Annotated in this window: 13 protein-coding genes; 5 read left to right on the forward strand and 8 right to left on the reverse strand. The window is 63.9% G+C overall.

Annotated elements, in window-relative coordinates:
• Nucleotides 1–9 precede the first annotated feature (9 nt).
• Entirely contained in the window at nt 10–795 is a 786-nt protein-coding gene (locus LBW87_RS01565) for a GntR family transcriptional regulator (RefSeq protein WP_225199671.1), read from the forward strand.
• Between the two features lie 49 nt (nt 796–844).
• Nucleotides 845–1,744 carry a ketopantoate reductase family protein gene (locus LBW87_RS01570; RefSeq protein WP_225199672.1) on the forward strand — a complete coding sequence of 300 codons (900 nt, stop codon included), beginning with the start codon at nt 845–847 and terminating at the stop codon, nt 1,742–1,744.
• A gap of 18 nt (nt 1,745–1,762) precedes the next feature.
• Here LBW87_RS01570 and LBW87_RS01575 read toward each other — a convergent pair whose 3' ends face one another.
• The 8 genes from LBW87_RS01575 to LBW87_RS01610 form a co-directional block, all read right to left on the reverse strand.
• Nucleotides 1,763–2,593, reverse strand: a complete 831-nt coding sequence (locus LBW87_RS01575) for a M55 family metallopeptidase (RefSeq protein ID WP_225199673.1) — start codon at nt 2,591–2,593, stop codon at nt 1,763–1,765.
• Nucleotides 2,590–3,579, reverse strand: coding sequence for a P1 family peptidase (locus LBW87_RS01580; protein WP_225199674.1), 990 nt, complete (start codon nt 3,577–3,579; stop codon nt 2,590–2,592). The genes LBW87_RS01575 and LBW87_RS01580 overlap by 4 nt, the downstream gene beginning before the upstream one ends.
• Nucleotides 3,579–4,511, reverse strand: a complete 933-nt coding sequence (gsiD, locus tag LBW87_RS01585) for a glutathione ABC transporter permease GsiD (protein ID WP_225199675.1) — start codon at nt 4,509–4,511, stop codon at nt 3,579–3,581. The genes LBW87_RS01580 and gsiD overlap by 1 nt, the downstream gene beginning before the upstream one ends.
• A 7-nt stretch (nt 4,512–4,518) precedes the next feature.
• Nucleotides 4,519–5,439 carry a glutathione ABC transporter permease GsiC gene (gene gsiC, locus LBW87_RS01590; RefSeq protein ID WP_225199676.1) on the reverse strand — a complete coding sequence of 307 codons (921 nt, stop codon included), beginning with the start codon at nt 5,437–5,439 and terminating at the stop codon, nt 4,519–4,521.
• A 118-nt stretch (nt 5,440–5,557) separates the two neighbouring features.
• A complete protein-coding gene (gsiB, locus tag LBW87_RS01595) occupies nt 5,558–7,126 on the reverse strand; it encodes a glutathione ABC transporter substrate-binding protein GsiB (RefSeq protein WP_225199677.1) in 1,569 nt (522 codons plus the stop codon).
• A 55-nt stretch (nt 7,127–7,181) separates the two neighbouring features.
• A complete protein-coding gene (locus LBW87_RS01600) occupies nt 7,182–9,035 on the reverse strand; it encodes a dipeptide ABC transporter ATP-binding protein (RefSeq protein ID WP_225199678.1) in 1,854 nt (617 codons plus the stop codon).
• A 31-nt stretch (nt 9,036–9,066) separates the two neighbouring features.
• Nucleotides 9,067–10,038 (reverse strand): isoaspartyl peptidase/L-asparaginase family protein, encoded by a 972-nt coding sequence (locus LBW87_RS01605; protein WP_225199679.1) that lies wholly within the window; start codon nt 10,036–10,038, stop codon nt 9,067–9,069.
• Nucleotides 10,035–11,015: a MurR/RpiR family transcriptional regulator gene (locus LBW87_RS01610; protein ID WP_225199680.1), complete on the reverse strand. Its 981-nt coding sequence runs from the start codon at nt 11,013–11,015 to the stop codon at nt 10,035–10,037. The genes LBW87_RS01605 and LBW87_RS01610 overlap by 4 nt, the downstream gene beginning before the upstream one ends.
• A 255-nt stretch (nt 11,016–11,270) precedes the next feature.
• Here LBW87_RS01610 and LBW87_RS01615 point away from each other — a divergent pair, with 255 nt between their 5' ends.
• The 3 genes from LBW87_RS01615 (at nt 11,271) to LBW87_RS01625 (ending at nt 14,519) form a co-directional block, all read left to right on the forward strand.
• Nucleotides 11,271–12,233: a LysR family transcriptional regulator gene (locus LBW87_RS01615; protein ID WP_225199681.1), complete on the forward strand. Its 963-nt coding sequence runs from the start codon at nt 11,271–11,273 to the stop codon at nt 12,231–12,233.
• A gap of 264 nt (nt 12,234–12,497) precedes the next feature.
• Entirely contained in the window at nt 12,498–13,799 is a 1,302-nt protein-coding gene (locus tag LBW87_RS01620) for an MFS transporter (protein ID WP_225199682.1), read from the forward strand.
• Nucleotides 13,800–13,841: 42 nt separating this feature from the next.
• A complete protein-coding gene (locus LBW87_RS01625) occupies nt 13,842–14,519 on the forward strand; it encodes a DUF2848 domain-containing protein (protein WP_225199683.1) in 678 nt (225 codons plus the stop codon).
• Nucleotides 14,520–14,580: the final 61 nt, after the last annotated feature.

Below are 14,580 nucleotides of genomic sequence, written 5' to 3' on the forward strand. Positions count from 1 at the left end.
AGTCGCCCAGTGAAAAGTGTCGCCACCCGGCTTGAAGACACCGTCCGCGAGGACGGTGAACACCGCGCAGATCCGCGCAACGTTTCGCTGCCGGAGTACGTCTATGCGCGCCTGCGCGAAGACATCTTCGACCTGCGCCTGTTGCCTGGCGACCAGATCACCGAAACCGAGATCGCCGCCTTCTTCGGCGTCTCGCGCACGCCCGTGCGGCAGGCCTTGCAGCGCCTGCAGGGCGATGGCCTGATGCAAGGCTATGTGCGCGGCGGCTGGGAGGTGGTGCCGATCGACTTCAAGCGATTTTCCGACCTGTACGAACTGCGCAAGCTGATCGAGACCCATGCCGTGCGTCGCCTGTGCGCACGGCATGAGACCGCCGAACTGGCGCTGGTCGACGCCTTGCGTCTGGTGTGGTGCGTACCGCTGGCGCTGCGCGAACTGGACGGCCCCAAGGCGGCATTGCAGGATGAAGTATTTCACCAGACCCTGGTGCGGGCAGCCGGCAATCAAGAGATGACGGCCACCTTCGACCGCCTGACCGACCGTATCCGCATCGTGCGGCGGCTCGATTTCCTGTACGGCGACTGCCTGCATTCGACCTATGACGAACACGCCGCCATTCTCGACTGCATCGCCAGCGGCGACAGCGAACGGGCGATACACCTGATGGATGAGCACATCGAAGGCAGCCACGCCGAGGTCAACCAGATCACGCTGCACCGGCTGCACAGCGCACGCGCGCTGTCGAGCAACAAGCCGCCGCCATATGTGGCGGTACGGGTGCGACGCTCGTTCTGAGGCGCGCTGTGCTAGGCTCTTTGCTTTCGATTCTCAAAGGAAAGCAGCCATGAAAGTCGCAGTGATGGGCGCCGGCGCGGTGGGATGTTTCTACGGTGGCATGCTGGCGCGCGCCGGCCATGAAGTGGTGCTGGTCGGCCGCCCGCAACACGTGGCCGCCTTCACCGAGCGCGGCCTGCGATTGCAGGCGCAAAGCTTCGACCAGACCCTCGCCGTCGCTGCCAGCACCGATCCGGCCATCGTCGCCGGCGCCGACCTGGTGCTGTTCTGCGTCAAGTCGACCGACACCGAAAGCGCCGGCGCGCAACTGCTGCCGCACCTGGCGCCCGACACGCTGGTGCTGACGCTGCAGAATGGCACCGACAATGCCGACCGCCTGCGCCAGGTGATTCCGCAGCCGGTGTCGGCGGCGGTGGTCTACGTGGCCACCGAGATGGCCGGGCCGGGACATGTCAGGCATCACGGTCGCGGTGAACTGGTGATCGAACCGGCCGCCCGCAGCCAGCAGGCCGCCGAAGCCCTGATTGCGGCTGGCGTGCCCACCGAGATATCCGACAATGTGCGCGGCGCCTTGTGGTTCAAGCTGATACTGAACTGCGCCTATAACGCGCTGTCGGCCATCACCCAGCTGCCCTACGGAAGGATTGTCCAGAGCGCGGGCGTGGCCGAAGTGATTGCGCAACTGGTGGCCGAATGCCGTGCCGTGGCCGACGCCGACCAGGTCGCGCTGCCGGGCGACATCGATGCCGGCGTGCGCATGATCGCCGCCAGCATGCCCAACCAGTATTCATCCACCGCCCAGGACCTTGCGCGCGGCAAGCTGAGCGAGATCGATCACCTGAACGGTTTCATCGTGCGTCGCGGCCAGGCGCTGGGGGTGGCCACGCCAGTCAACCTGGCGATGCAGACCCTGGTCAAGCTGATCGAGAGCAAGCAGGCGTCAACCTGATGATTGACGCTTGACGATTCAGCGCAGCATCGCCGACATCGCCGACAGGCTGTTCAACACCCGCACCGCATACTCGGCGCCGGGCGCGTCGAATTCGACCGTCACGTTGTCGATGCGCTCCAGTATCGGCAACTGGCTGAACAGGTCGGCCTGGGCCACCGTCTGCGTCTGCAGCCGGCAACGCAACGGTCCCGGCAGACTGAATAAAGGCATCGATGCCGGCGCCGCCAGCAACTTCGCCACCGCCTGCTGCGCGCGCTCTTCGAGCAGGGCGCAGGCGGCTGCGGGCGACAGGCTGTCGCCGCTGTTGGCGCCGTAGGCCTTCTTGGTCTCGGCGAAGATCGCGTGCGGATATAGCGGCTGGTTTTCTTCGATGAAGGCATCGTCGCCGCTGCCGAAGATCACCGGCACGCCATGCTCGGCGGCCAGCGCGCCATACAGCCCGGCCTCGCCCAGCTCCTGCCCGCCCAGCCAGACCCGCGCAAACGCAAAGCTGTTGGTGGTATGCGCCAGCACGCCGCGCCCTTGCGCGCGCGAGTGATAACCGACCAGCATGACCGCGTCGACATCGTGATCGACGCCGCCCATCATGCCCAGCACGCGCGGCTTGCCCAGCACCATGCGCGCCTGCGGGTGCAGCAAGTCGGGCAGCAGGTTGCGAAACCCGCCATGCGAATCGTTGACCTTGATGGCACCGGCGCCGGCGGCCAGCGCGCCGCGGATGACGGCATTGGCCTCTTCGGTCATCCAGCGCCGGGCACGTTCATATTCGACGTTGCCGGCCCGGGTCTGCTCGGGATGAAAAACGCCAGCCACACCTTCGATGTCGACCGAAACCAGGATATTCATGTCATTGAGTCTTCGTGTAATAAGTCGCGCAGCGCGACCCGCTGATGGCCGTCGCGCCCGGTGACACTGTCGGCGGCGAACAAGGCATTGACGATGGCCTGTTCGACACTGTCGGCGACCGCATGAAACAGCGGGTCCAGCAAATGATCGGCCAGCAGCGCGCCCGGCTGTGCCGTCGAGAACGCCAGGGCGATGTCGCCGCTGCCGTGGCCGTAGACCGACCCGGTGCGCGCCAGGCCAGCGCCGGAACGTACCGCCAACCGCTTCAACTGGCGCGCATCGAGTGGCGCATCGGTGGCGATGATGATGATGATCGAACCCTGCTCCGGCGCCTCATCGCAGGCTCCGCGTGCTGCCAGCTCGCGACCCAGCGGGCGACCATCGAGCACCAGGTCGGGCAGCTTGCCGAAGTTCGACAACACCAGTGTGCCGACCGTGTAGCGCTCGTCGGCGATGCGCGAGGCGCTGCCGATGCCGCCCTTCAACTCGAAGCTCGACATGCCGCGCCCTGCCCCCACTGAGCCCTGCGCAACATCGGCGCTGCAGGCAGCGAACGCCTGCTCGAAATGGGTTTCCTGCACGGCGAACGCATGCAAGTCGTTGAGATAGCCGTCATTGCATTCCATCACCACCGCATTGACGGTGGGCTGGCTGCGCCCGCATTCGGGATTGCGCGCAATGGCATGCCGCACCTGCGCCGTCAGCACGGTGCCTACTGCAAACGTGTTGGTCAGGGCAATGGGCGACTCCAGCGTGCCCAGCTCTTCGATCTGCACCAGGCCGGCGCTCTTGCCGAAGCCGTTGATGACCGCCACCGCAGCCGGCAACTTGTGCGTGAAGGGATTGCCGGCATGCGGCGTAATGACCGTCACCCCGGTCTGTACCGGACCATCGGCGAGCGTGCAATGACCGACGCTGACGCCGGCCACGTCGGCGATGCTGTTGCGTGGCCCGGCGGGCAGGCGGCCGATGTGTGGCCGGTTCATCAGCGCTGGTCGATCTTGGGATCGAGCGCGTCGCGCAAGCCGTCACCCAGCAGATTGAACGCCAGCACCGTCAGGAAGATGGCGATGCTGGGGAAGATCGCGATGTGCGGCGCGGTCATCATGTCGGCCCGGGCCTCGTTGAGCATCAGGCCCCATTCGGGGGTCGGCGACTGCGCGCCCAGGCCCAGGAACGACAGGCCGGCGGCGGTGATGATGGAGGTGCCGATGCGCATGGTGAAGTACACCACGATGGACGAGATGGTGCCGGGAAAGATATGGCGCCACATGATCGTCATGTCGGACGCACCGATGCTGCGGGTGGCCTCGATGTAGGTCAGGTTCTTCAGTTGCAGCGTATTGCCGCGCACCAGGCGCGCAAAGGCCGGAATGCTGAACACCGAGACCGAGATGATCACGTTGATCATGCCGCCACCCAGGATGGCGACGATGCCGATGGCCAGCAGGATGCCGGGGAAAGCGAACAGTACGTCGCAGATGCGCATGGTGATGCGGTCCCACCAGCCTTCGTAGTAACCGGCCAGCAAACCCAGCACGGTGCCGATCACCGCACCGATGGCCACCGACAGGAACCCCGACGCCAGCGAGATGCCGGTGCCGACCAGGATGCGGCTGAAGATGTCGCGTCCCAGCGCATCGACGCCGAACCAGTGGGTCCAGCTGGGGGGCGTGCTCAGGGCGTCGTAGTCGAAGAAGCCCTCGGGATCGAACGGCACGATCCAAGGCGCCACGATGGCCAGCACCACCAGCAACAGCACGAAACACCCGGCGTACACCGCCAGGTGCTGCTTCTTGAATTTGCGCCAGAACTCGCGCCATGGCGTACGGACCTGCTGGCCCGAGGCAGCCACCACGGGTTGCGGTGGCGGCAATGGCAAGCCGGATTCGGGCAAGGGGGTATTGGACAGCGACATGATCAACTCACTTGAAACGGATACTGGGATTGATCACGGCATACAGCACGTCGACCACCAGGTTGATGAAAATGAACTCCAGCGAGAACAGCAGGATCTCGGCCTGGATCACCGGGTAATCGCGCATCTCGACCGCATCCACCAGCAGGCGCCCCATGCCCGGCCAGTTGAACACCACCTCGACCAGGATCGAGCCGCCCAGCAGGAAGCCGAACTGCAGGCCCATCATCGTGACCACCGGAATGAGCGCATTGCGCAGGCAGTGCTTGATCACCACGACGCGCTCCGACAGGCCCTTGGCGCGCGCGGTGCGCACGAAGTCTTCCTGCAGGATCTCGATGAAGGACGAGCGCGTGAAGCGCGCCATGACCGCCGCCACCGCCGCGCCCAGGGTCAGCGAAGGGAGGATGTAGTGACGCCAGGTGTCGGCGCCGACGGTAGGCAGCCAGCCCAGCTGTACCGAGAAGATCTGCATCAGCAGGATGCCCAGCGAAAACGCCGGAAACGAGATGCCCGAGACCGCCAGCGTCATGCCCAAGCGGTCCGGCCACTTGTTGCGCCACACCGCCGACGAAATGCCGATCACCAGCCCGAACAGCACCGCCCACGCCATGGCGGCGATGGTCAGCCACAGCGTCGGCCAGAAGCGCTCGGCGATCTCGGTGGCCACCGGGCGCTTGGTGCGGATCGAATGACCGAAGTCACCCTGCGCGGCATTGACGAAGAAATTGATGAATTGCTGCGGCAAGGGCTTGTCCAGGCCGAGGTCGGCGCGCACCAGCGCGACCGTGACTTCGTCGGCCTCGGGGCCGGCCGCCAGCCGTGCCGGGTCGCCCGGCAACATGTGCACGAACAAAAATACCAGCACTGCCACCAGTAACAGGGTGGGAATCAGGCCCAGGAGGCGTTTGATGACATAGGAAAACATGGAGCTCTCGAAATAAACCGCCCGTTGCTGGTGGAACGAAACCTTGGGTAATGCAAAAAACACCGGATTGCAGCCTGGCTGCAATCCGGATACTTCTAGCTTCTATCGCGTGGCCGTATTACTTGGTGAATTCGATGTTCTCGAATTCATAAGCCTGGTCAGGCATGATGTAGATGCCCTTGAGGTTCTTGGCGCGCGCATACAGCAGCTTTTCGGTCACCAGGAAGGCCCATGGCGCATCCTTCCAGATTTCCTGCTGGGCTTCCTTGTACAGCGCTTCCTTTTCCTTGCGGTCGCTCACCGTCAGTGCCTTGGCGATGGCGGTATCTACCTTGTCGTTCTTGTAGTAAGCGGTGTTGAACAGGCGCGGCGGGAACGATTCGGATGCCAGCAGCGGACGCAGGCCCCAGTCGGCTTCGCCGGTCGAGGACGACCAGCCGACGTAGTACAGGCGCACCGGTGCAGTCTCAGGGTTCTGGGCGCTTTCGACGCGCTCCACGCGTTGACCCGCTTCCAGCGCCGCGATCTTGGTCTTGATCCCGACCTGCGCCAGCTGCTGCTGCAGGAACTGGATCACCTTCATGGCGGTGGTATGGGTGTAGGCCGACCACAGTTCGGTCTCGAAACCGTTCGGGTAGCCGGCTTCGGCCAGCAACGCCTTGGCCTTCTTCACGTCATACGGCCAGGCGCCGCTCTTGTAGGAATAGTCCACGCCTTGCGGCAGCACGCCTTCCATCGGCACGGCGTAGCCATTGAACGCCACCTTGGCCAGCGCCTGCTTGTTGATGGCGTAGTTGATCGCCTCACGCACCTTAGGATTGTCGAACGGCTTCTGCTTGACGTTCATCGACATGTAGCGCTGGATGATCGATGGACCTGCCACCACGTCCAGGTTGCTCTTGGCCTTCAGGAGGTCGGCCTGTTCGTACGGCAGCGGGTAGGTGAACTGGGCTTCGCCGGTCTGCAGCATGGCCGAGCGCGAATTGTTGTCGACCACCGGCTTCCACAGGATCTCGTCGACCTTGGGGTAGCCCTTCTTCCAGTAACCGTCGAACTTGGCGACCTTCAGGTAATCGGTCTGTTTCCATTCGACGAACTTGAAGGGGCCGGTGCCGACCGGGTGGAACGCGATGTCCTTGTTGCCGTATTGCTTCAGCGCGGCCGGCGAGATGATCACGGCCGACGGGTGGGCCAGCACGTTGATGAAGGCCGAGAACGGTTCCTTCAGCACGATCTTGACGGTGTAGTCGTTCAGCACTTCGGTCTTGGCGACACGGTTGAACAGGTTGTAGCGCTTCAACTTGTTGTCGGGATTGGTGACGCGGTCGAACACGCCCTTGACGGCGTCGGCCTTGAAGTCGGTGCCATCATGGAACTTCACGCCTTGCTTGAGGCGAATGGTGTATTCGAGGCCATCCTTGCTGACCAGGTAGCCTTCGGCCAGCACATTGATCAGCTTCATGTCCTTGTCGAAACCGAACAGGCCCTGGTAGAACGACTTGGCCACCGACAGCGACAATGTGTCATTGGCGTCGTATGGGTCCATCGTGGTGAAGGTCGAGGCCACTGCCACGGTTGCGGTCTTGGCGGCAAAGGCGTGGGCTGCGGCGAACTGCAAGACGGCGCCGAGGGTACCAACTGCCAGCAATTTGGCGACGGAGCTTCCCTTGTATTGTGCTGTAGACATTTATGTCTCTCCTGATCGAATGGACTGCGTGGTTAAGACTGCAAGTACAAGAACATCAATAAACACCGGAAATGCTATGGGTGGCCACGAAGTGGCCGGGTCCTACTTCCTTCAGCGGCGCCACTTTCGGTGGATCGCCGATGGCACGGATCGGGCTCGGGATTTCATCGGTCAGCAACTTGCGATCGGTGCGACGCTTGGTCGGATCGGCAATCGGCACCGCCGCCATCAACTTGCGAGTATAAGGGTGCTGCGGATTTTCGAAGATCGCGCGGCGCGGCCCGATCTCGACGATCTGGCCCAGGTACATCACGGCCACCCGATGGCTGATCCGTTCCACCACCGCCATGTCGTGCGAGATGAAGATGAACGAAATGCCCAGCTCGGCCTGCAGGTCGAGCATCAGGTTGACGATCTGGGCCTGGATCGACACGTCCAGCGCCGACACCGATTCGTCGGCGATGACGATCTTCGGGTTCAGCGCCAGGGCGCGGGCGATACAGATGCGCTGGCGCTGGCCGCCGGAAAACTCGTGCGGATAACGCTGGCCATGCTCGGGCGTGAGGCCGACCCGGGTCAGCAAGGCATCGACCCGCGCCTGCGCGCCCTCGGCCATGCCGTGCACCAGCAGCGGCTCCATGATCGAATAACCGACCGTCATGCGCGGGTCGAGCGAAGCGAACGGGTCCTGGAAGATGAACTGGATGTCGCGCCGCAATTGCCGCAGGTCGCTGCGCGGCAATTGCGCCAGGTCGCGTCCGCCGAACTCGACCTGGCCGCCGGCGATATCGACCAGGCGCAGCAACGAGCGGCCAGTGGTCGACTTGCCGCAGCCGGATTCGCCGACGATGGCCAGCGTCTCGCCGGCAAACAGGTCGAAACTCACTTTCTCGACGGCATGCACGCGCTGCTTGACGCGGCCGAAGATGCCGCTCTTGACGTCGAAATGGGTGGTCAGTTCGCGCACCTTCAGGATCGGTTCGCGCTGCTGCGCAATCGCTTCCTGTCCCTGCAATTCGGTGGCGATGGCCTCGGGCTGGACTTCGTCCTCGACGGCGATGCCGAACCGCCGTGGGCGGTCGGTGCCGCGCATCGATCCCAGGCGCGGCACCGCGGCCAGCAAGGCCTGGGTGTACGGGTGTTCGGGGGCGGCGAAGATGGCCTCGACCGGCTTTTCCTCCACCTGCTCGCCGCGACACATGACCACCACGCGATCGGCCACTTCGGCCACCACGCCCATGTCGTGGGTGATGAAGATCACGCCCATCTGCATTTCTTCCTGCAGCGAACGGATCAATTGCAGGATCTGCGCCTGGATGGTCACGTCCAGCGCGGTCGTCGGCTCATCGGCAATCAGCAGCTTGGGCTTGCAAGACAGCGCCATGGCGATCATCACGCGCTGGCGCATGCCGCCCGACAACTGGTGCGGATGGCGCCCCAGCACGCGCCGGGCTTCGGGAATGCGCACCATCTCCAGCATGCGCAGCGCCTCGGCATGGGCCTCGCTGCGGCTCTTGCGCTGGTGCAGGCGGATCGACTCGGCAATCTGCTCGCCGACGGTGAAGACCGGGTTGAGCGAGGTCATCGGCTCCTGGAAGATCATGGCGATCTCGGCGCCGCGAATGCCGCGCATGGTGGCGTTGTCGGCTTTTACCAGGTCCAGCGAACGGCCATCGCGGCGGCTGAACTGCATGCTGCCGTTGATGATCTTGCCGCCGCCGTGTTCGATCAGGCGCATGATCGCCAGCGACGACACCGACTTGCCCGAACCGGACTCGCCGACGATGGCCAGGGTCTCGCCCCGGTCAACGTGGAATGAAAGGTCGCGCACCGCATCCACCGTCCGTTCAGAGGTGGCAAAACGGACGCTCAAGTTGCTGACGTCCAGCACGCGTTGGGATGATTGCATCTGATGTTTCTCCAGCCGGGTCATGCCCGGGTCAAGCGTAAATAGCTGTCACGGGCGCCGCATCGCCGCGTGCGTATGCACGATACATGCCTTCGGTATTGAACGGCAGCGTCAGGTTGCCCTGGGCGTCGAGCGCAATCAGGCCGCCGCGTCCGCCCACCACCGGCAGCAACTTGAACACTACCTTATGGGCGGCTTGCTCCAGGGTGTCGCCGGCATAGGCCATGCGGGCCGCGATGTCGTAGGCCGCGTTGGTGCGCATGAAGGCTTCACCGGTGCCGGTGGCCGAGATCGCGGCGGTCGAGTTGGACGCATAGCAACCGGCGCCGATCAGTGGCGAATCGCCGACCCGGCCCGGCTGCTTGTTGGTGATGCCGCCGGTCGAGGTGGCCGCCGCCAGGTTGCCGAAACGGTCCAGCGCCACGGCGCCGACGGTACCGAACTTGTTGTCGGGGTCGATCGGGGCTTTTTCCTGCTGCTGGGCGAAGGCGAACGACGCCGCGTCATGGTCCAGCACGGTGCCGGCCTGGCCGCGCACGCGCTGCCATTGCTCATGCCGGGCGTCGGTGTGGAAGTAATCGGGGCTGACCGTGGCCACGCCCTGCTGCTGCGCGAAGGCCTCGGCGCCCTGCCCCACCAGCAACACGTGCTCGCTGTGATGCATCACGGCGCGCGCAGCCAGGATCGGATTGCGGACATTGGTGACACATGCCACCGCGCCGGCCGACAGGTCGATCCCGTCCATCACGCTGGCGTCGAGCTCATGACGTCCCTCGCTGGTGTACACCGCGCCATGGCCCGCATTGAACAGCGGGCAATCCTCCAGCAGCCGCACCGCCTCGGTGACGGCGTCGAGCGCCGAACCGCCGCCATTGAGCACGGCCTGGCCGGCGCTGACGATGTCGGCCAGGGCCTGGTGGTAACGCGCTTCGTCTTCAGCCGACAACGAACTGCGGGTGATCGTGCCTGCGCCGCCATGGATGGCGATAACCGGTGTGTTCATGCTTTGCTCTTTCCTTGACTTGGGACAGCGCTGGCGCTGCCCTTCTTGTTGAGTCGGCCGACTGCCGCGATGCCGGCGCGCTGCTGCTGTTGCGGCAGGTACAGCCACGGCAGCACGAACTCGGCCATCTGCGAGGCGGCCTGCACCGAATGCCGTGCGCGATGCGCCACGGCGTCGCACAGGGCCTGGATCAGCATCAGCGCAGCCGCGTCCGAGGTGGGCGACAGCGTACGCTCGGTATGGGCGTAGATCGTGACATCGGCCAGCGGCACCAGCGGCGAGCCGGGGGTATCGGTGATCGCCAGGATTTTCGCGCCTTTTTCGACCGCGCGCTGCGTCAGCCACACGGTGTCGGCCGCATAACGCGGAAACACCATCGGGATCACCAGGTCGCGACCGTCGAGCTTGAAGAACTGACGCCCGGCCTGCGACGGCCCGCCCGCCAGCGCCACCGACGTCACCGTGCGCACATAAGGCTCCAGCGCATGCGCCATCAACCCGGCCAGATAGGCCGAGGCGCCGAAGCCGGTGATGAAGATACGTTCGGCCGCCAGGATCATGTCGACCGCGCGTTCGCAGTCCTGCGGCGCCAGCAGGCGCCGGGTGGCCTCGATGTTCTGGATGTCGTTATCGAAGGCGGCGGCCATGATCTCGGCGCTGCTGGCCGGGCGCTGCACTTCGTGCCGCAGCTTCTCGACTGGCGCCAGCGTGGTGGCGAAATCGGCCACCAGCGCGGCACGAAACGAGGCATAGCCATCGAAGCCGAGCGCATGGGCGAAACGGTTGGCAGTGGCCACCGAGATACCGGCCGCCTCCGACAACTCGTCGATGGTCATGGTGGCGGCGCGAAACGGATGACCCAGCACATAGTCGGCCGCCTTGCGGTGCGACTTCGACAGTTGCGGGTATAGCTTGCCGACGGCTTGCGCTACCGCTCCTGCTCCCTGCAACGTGATATTGGTCGACTGCTGTGCCATGGGCCGGGTGGTTTCAAAAATGCGAAAAATGTAAATATATTTTCATTTTTGCATGCAGTAAAGAAAAAATACTTTCAAAAACCAAATATCGATATATCGCACCATGAGCTTGCGCGATCAGACGACAAATGCACTGCAAATGCGCGCTTGACGACGTCTTTCTTACTGCAACGCACCAAAAAAGACCTGCCCCGCCGGACCCTCCGATTGCCGGCAGCAGCTAAAATACGCCTCTTCGCACACCCGCCCCCCGTCATGAATATCCGCTTCCTAGAAACCTTCGTCTGGCTGGCCAGGCTGCGCAATTTCCGCCTGACCGCTGAGCGCTTGCACACCACGCAGGCGGCGGTGTCGAGTCGCATCGCTTCGCTCGAACAGGACTTCGGCGTGCGCCTGTTCGACCGCAGCGCGCGCGAGGTGGCGCTGACCGCCGATGGCAGCAAGGCGCTGGTGTATGCCGAGCGCATGGTCAAGCTGATGCGCGAGATGAAGGAAGACATGTCGGACCGCGAGGTCTATGCCGGCGTGATCCGCATCGGCGTGATCGAGTCGATCGTGCACAGCTGGTTTCCGGACTTCCTGGGGCGCTTGCACAAGGCGTTCCCGCGCCTGCAGATCGAGATCGCCAGCGACACCACCATTCACCTGCACGAGCAATTCAGCAAGGGCAACCTCGACCTGGTGCTGCAGGCCGAGCCGGTGATCGGGCCGCTGGTGAGCAATATCGCGCTGTGCGAATTTCCCATGCGCTGGGTGTGCAGCCCCAAGCTCGACATCGGCAGCGAAACCCTGAGCCTGTCGGACCTGGCCGCCTTTCCGGTGGTCAGCTTTGCCCGCAACTCGGGCCCGCACGCCGTCATCGAGCGCATGTTCTCCAGCAGCGGCAGCGACCTGCATATCAATTGCATTGCCTCGGTGGCCACCATGATCCGGCTGGCCACCGACGGCTTCGGCATTGCGGCGGTGCCGCCGGCCATTATCCAGCGCGAACTCAATGAAGAGACCTTGCACCTGCTGCGGGTCGACACCGAGTTTCCGGCGCTGGCGATGATCGCCTGCTTCCGCTCAGACCATGAGAATCCGCTGACCGAGACCGTGGCCCGCATCGCACAAGAAACGGCCTCCGACTTTGCACTCAATTGGGGCCACGAGATCGCTCGCCTGCCCTCGCCGCTGGCCGCAGGAAAGGCTGTTTCGGGCGACCCGGCGCCAGCCTGAGCGCGCTCACGGGCGCCGCGCCGCGCATGCTGCAAAGCACCATCCAGGGGCATGCGGCGGCCCATTTTTGCTCATAAGATTTTTCAATCGTTTCCGTTCACATTTTCTTGTTGGACAGCGCTCGCCTGCGCTCCCCATACTGAATTTAAGCGACCCACTTGCTTTAAGCGCCCCACTTGCGGCGACAACAAAAAAACAGCTGAGCTTGCCAGACACGGGGCGAACCACCGGTTCGTCGACATTCAAATTCAAGGGAGGTAGTACATGACTTATTCCACAACCGCCAGCGCGGCCGGGCAACCGGTAGCGATGGACGCGACCTATCGCAAGATCGCCTGGCGCCTGATTCCATTCCTGGTGTTCCTGTTCGTGCTGGCCTGGATCGACCGGGTCAACGTCGGCTTCGCCAAGCTGTCGATGCTGCAGGACCTGCAATTCTCGGAAGCCATCTACGGCCTGGGCGCCGGCATCTTCTTCATCGGCTACTTCCTGTTCGAAGTGCCCAGCAACCTGCTGCTGGAAAAGATCGGCGCTCGCAAGACGCTGGCCCGCATCACCATCCTGTGGGGCCTGACCTCGATGGCGATGGCCTATGTCACCACCCCGACCTCGTTCTATGTCCTGCGCTTCCTGCTGGGCGTGTTCGAAGCCGGCTTCTTCCCCGGCGTGGTGCTGTACCTGACCTACTGGTTCCCGGCCCAGCGCCGGGCTCGCGTGAACGGTCTGTTCATGACCTCGTTTGCCATCGCCGGCGCGGTGGGCGGCCCGATTGCCGGCCTCATCATGAGCGGCATGGAAGGCGTCGGCCACCTGGCCAACTGGCAATGGCTGTTCATCCTCGAAGGCATTCCTTCGCTGGTGGCGGGCCTGCTGGTGCTGAAGTACCTGCCCGAAAAGCCGGTCAATGCGCCCTGGCTGACAGCGGCCGAACAGCAAGCGGTCACGCAAGCCCTGGTCGCCGAAAACACCGGCGCCGGCAAGCACCTCTCGTTCAAGGATGCCTGTAGCAACTACCGCGTCTGGATCTGCGCCGCCGTCTATTTCTGCGTGGTCAGCGGCAATGCCACCATCGCCTTCTGGGCGCCATCCATCATCAAGGAAATCGGCATCAAGGGCACGCTGCAGATCGGCCTGATCTCGGCCATTCCGTTCATCGCCGGCACCCTGGCGATGGTGTGGAACGGCATCCATTCGGACAAGACCGGCGAGCGCCGCATGCACAGCGCCGTGGCCACCCTGATCGCCTCCGTCGGCCTGGTCGCCACCGGCCTGACCTTGGGCAACGCCACCATCGCCCTGATCTCGCTGACGGTCGCCGCCATCGGCATCCTGGCGGCATTCCCGGTGTTCTGGTCGATTCCGGCGGCGTTCCTGGCGGGCACTGCTGCGGCCGGCGGCATCGCCCTGATCAACTCGATCGGCAACCTGGCCGGCTTCGTTGCGCCCTACATGATCGGCGCCCTGAAGACCAGCACCGGTTCGCTGTCGTCGGGACTGTATTTCGTGGCTGCGCTCGAATTCCTGGCCAGCTTCCTGGTGGTGGTGTTCGTCAAGAAGCAGCAGTAACACCGGCAACAAGCACGTTCAATTTACTTAGAGGTACGCATCATGAAGCTGACTTTTTCCCTGCCCGACAATGGCGTCCTGGACGCCGACATCAACAACCTGGTCATCGCTGGCTGGGCCGGCCGTGACATGGCTGCCATCGAGCACCATATCGAAGAACTCGAAGCGCTGGGCATTTCGCGCCCGAGCGCGGTGCCGCTGTTCTACCGCGTGGCGGCCAACCAGTTGAGCCAGCAAAAAGACGTGCAGGTGCTGGGCGCCGAATCGTCGGGCGAAGTCGAGACCTTCGTCTTCAACGCCGGCGGCGAGCTGTATGTGAGCATCGCCTCGGACCACACCGACCGCAAGCTCGAAGCGCACAGCGTGGCGTTTTCCAAGCAGGCCTGCATCAAGCCGGTGGCCACCGGCGCCTGGAAGCTGTCGGATGTCGTCGAGTACTGGGACGAGCTGGTGATCCGCTCCTGGATCGAGGAAAACGGCAGCACCGTGCTGTACCAGGAAGGCCCGCTGGCATCCCTGCGCACGCCCGGCGACCTGATCGCCCGCTTCACCGAAGGCAGCGCCACGCTGCCTGAAGGCTGCGGCATGACCTGCGGCACCGTGGGCGCCATCGGCGGCATCCGCGCGGCGGCATCATTTACGATGGAATTGTTCGATCCGCGTCGTAACCGCTCGCTGCGTCATGCCTATGTGACGGAGTCGCTGGCGGAGATGGCTTAAGCTTCTCGACTCACCCGTCTTTGTTTCCCGTCGTCCTGGCGAAAGCCAGGACCCAGCGTCT

The sequence above is a fragment of the Herbaspirillum sp. alder98 genome, assembly GCF_020179755.1.
GTDB lineage: Bacteria > Pseudomonadota > Gammaproteobacteria > Burkholderiales > Burkholderiaceae_D > Herbaspirillum.

Excerpts from the sequence above, each read along its gene's own strand:
- LBW87_RS01570 (WP_225199672.1), top strand. The coding sequence starts at position 845 with ATGAAAGTCGCAGTGATGGGCGCCGGCGCGGTGGGATGTTTCTACGGT.
- LBW87_RS01575 (WP_225199673.1), bottom strand. The coding sequence starts at position 2,593 with ATGAATATCCTGGTTTCGGTCGACATCGAAGGTGTGGCTGGCGTTTTT.
- LBW87_RS01580 (WP_225199674.1), bottom strand. The coding sequence starts at position 3,579 with ATGAACCGGCCACACATCGGCCGCCTGCCCGCCGGGCCACGCAACAGC.
- gsiD (WP_225199675.1), bottom strand. The coding sequence starts at position 4,511 with ATGTCGCTGTCCAATACCCCCTTGCCCGAATCCGGCTTGCCATTGCCG.
- gsiC (WP_225199676.1), bottom strand. The coding sequence starts at position 5,439 with ATGTTTTCCTATGTCATCAAACGCCTCCTGGGCCTGATTCCCACCCTG.
- gsiB (WP_225199677.1), bottom strand. The coding sequence starts at position 7,126 with ATGTCTACAGCACAATACAAGGGAAGCTCCGTCGCCAAATTGCTGGCA.
- LBW87_RS01600 (WP_225199678.1), bottom strand. The coding sequence starts at position 9,035 with ATGCAATCATCCCAACGCGTGCTGGACGTCAGCAACTTGAGCGTCCGT.
- LBW87_RS01605 (WP_225199679.1), bottom strand. The coding sequence starts at position 10,038 with ATGAACACACCGGTTATCGCCATCCATGGCGGCGCAGGCACGATCACC.
- LBW87_RS01610 (WP_225199680.1), bottom strand. The coding sequence starts at position 11,015 with ATGGCACAGCAGTCGACCAATATCACGTTGCAGGGAGCAGGAGCGGTA.
- LBW87_RS01615 (WP_225199681.1), top strand. The coding sequence starts at position 11,271 with ATGAATATCCGCTTCCTAGAAACCTTCGTCTGGCTGGCCAGGCTGCGC.
- LBW87_RS01620 (WP_225199682.1), top strand. The coding sequence starts at position 12,498 with ATGACTTATTCCACAACCGCCAGCGCGGCCGGGCAACCGGTAGCGATG.
- LBW87_RS01625 (WP_225199683.1), top strand. The coding sequence starts at position 13,842 with ATGAAGCTGACTTTTTCCCTGCCCGACAATGGCGTCCTGGACGCCGAC.